Genomic DNA, 2,351 nt, shown 5'->3' on the forward strand with positions numbered 1-2,351 from the left:
CTCGCCGCCGATGTAGAACATGCTCATGAGGATGGCCGAGAACACCATGCCTACCGGATGCAGCCGGCCGACGAAGGCGACGATGATGGCGGCGAAGCCGTAGCCGGCCGGCACGTAAGGCGTGAGCTGGCCGATCGGGCCGGCCACTTCCAGCGCGCCCGCCAGGCCGGCCGCGCCGCCGGAGACCAGCAGCGCCGTCCACAGCGCCTTGCGCGAGGAGAAGCCGGCATAGCGCGCTGCCGCCGGTGCCAGCCCGCCCACCTGCTGGGCGAAGCCGGCCCGGGTGCGGAACAGGAACACCCAGAGGGCCGCCACGCCCGCCAGCGCCAGCAGCACGCCGATGTTGACGCGCGAGCCCTGCATCAGGCGCGGGATCTGCGTCACCGCCTCGAAAGTCTTGGTCTGCGGGAAGTTGTAGCCCTGCGGATCCTTCCAGGGCCCGAACACGAGGTAGTTGAGCGTCAGCGTGGCCACGTACACCAGCATCAGGCTGACCAGGATCTCGTTGGCGTTGAACTTGTCGCGCAGCAACGCCGTGATCCCGGCCCAGGCCATGCCGCCCACCACGCCGGCGAGCAGGATCGCGACCACGATCAGGCGGCTGGTGTCCTTGCCCGCCAGCAGCGCGACGCCGCCGGCCACCACGGCACCGATCACGAACTGCCCCTCGGCGCCGATGTTCCACACGTTGGAGCGGAAGCACACGGCCAGCCCCAGCGCGACGATCAGCAGCGGCGTCGCCTTGACCATCAGCTCGCCCAGCCGGTAGCCCGAGTTGATCGGCTCCCAGAAGAACACCTGCAGCCCGCGCACCGGGTCCTTGCCCAGCGCCACGAACAGCAGCGTCCCGATAAGCACCGTGATCACCAGCGCCAGCAGCGGCGAGGCGATGCTCCAGAAGCGCGAGGCTTCGGGTCTCGGCTCCAGCTTAAACATTGTTGCTGCCTTTCTCCCTCTCCCTCTGGGAGAGGGCCGGGGTGAGGGCACTCCCGGTGAGGGCACTCCCCGCCCCCTCCCGCATCGGATGCACCACCCACAACCCGCTCATCCACTCCCCGATCAGCGTCACCGTCGCCCGCGCCCGCTCGATGCTCGGCGACAGCCGGCCCTTGGCGATCACGTGCAGCCGGTCGCTGATCTCGAACAGCTCCTCCAGCTCCTCCGACACCACCAGCACCGCGCAACCCGCGTCGCGCAGCGCCAGGATCTCCGCGCGGATCTGCGCCGAGGCGCCGACGTCCACGCCCCAGGTCGGCTGCGAGACGATCAGCAGCTTGGGGTTGGCGTCGATCTCGCGCCCGACGATGAACTTCTGCAGGTTGCCGCCGGAGAGCGACTTCGCCGCCGCGTCCGGGCCGCCGGCCTTGACGTTGAATTTCTCGATGATGCGCTGGGCCTGGCGCTTGAGGCCCTTGACGTCGATCCAGCCGCTGCGGTTGACGGCGTCGGTGCGCGTGAGCAGCAGGTTCTGCGCCAGGCCGAGCGTCGGCACGGCGCCGCGGCCGAGCCGCTCCTCCGGCACGAAGTGCAGGCCGAGGTCGCGCCGGTCCGCCGGGTCGAGCCGGCCGCAGTGCACGCCGCTCACCTGGATCATGGTCGGGGCGGCGCGCCGGTCCTCGCCGGAGAGCGCGAACAGCAGCTCGCGCTGGCCGTTGCCGGACACGCCGGCGATGCCCACGACCTCGCCCGCGCGCACCTCGAAGGAGATGGCGTCCAGGTCGTGGCCGAACTGGTCCTCGCGCGGCAGCGTGAGGCCTTCCACCTTCAACACCACTTCGCCCGGCTGGCGGTCGTGGTGCTCCAGCTCCGGCGGCTCGGCGCCGATCATCATCCGCGACAGCGACGCATTGGTCTCGCGCCGCGGGTCGGTGTCGCCCGTCACCTTGCCGCCGCGCATCACCGTGCAGGCGGTGCACAGCTCGCGGATCTCGTGCAGCTTGTGCGAGATGTAGAGGATGCTGCAGCCCTCGGAGGCGAGCTGCTTGAGCACCACGAACAGCTTCTCCACCGCCTGCGGCGTCAGCACCGAGGTGGGCTCGTCCAGGATCAGCAGCTTGGGGTTGGTGAGCAGCGCGCGGATGATCTCCACCCGCTGCATCTCGCCCACGGAGAGCGTGTGCACGGGGCGGCCGGGGTCCACGTCGAGCCCGTATTCGCGCGCCTTGGCGGTGATGCTGTGCGTCACCTGGTGGAGCGTGAGGCTCTTGTCCAGGCCGAGCCACACGTTCTCCGCCACGGTGCGCGTGTCGAACAGGCTGAAGTGCTGGAACACCATGCTGATGCCCAGCGCCCGCGCTTCCTGCGGGTTGCGGATGTGCACGGGCCGGCCGTCGAACATCACGCTGCCTTCG

2 protein-coding genes are annotated in these 2,351 nt (G+C 69.9%); both read right to left on the bottom strand.

Features of this window, described 5'->3' with window-relative positions:
* Nucleotides 1–936, bottom strand: a 936-nt coding sequence (locus tag VFM98_RS10415; protein ID WP_325109854.1) for an ABC transporter permease, incomplete at its 3' end; no start/stop codon positions are given.
* A partial coding sequence (locus tag VFM98_RS10420; protein WP_325109855.1) for an ABC transporter ATP-binding protein occupies nt 929–2,351 on the bottom strand: 1,423 nt, incomplete at its 5' end. The genes VFM98_RS10420 and VFM98_RS10415, both read right to left, overlap by 8 nt.

It is taken from the genome of Ramlibacter sp. (assembly GCF_035706265.1).
In the GTDB taxonomy this organism is placed as follows: domain Bacteria; phylum Pseudomonadota; class Gammaproteobacteria; order Burkholderiales; family Burkholderiaceae_C; genus Ramlibacter.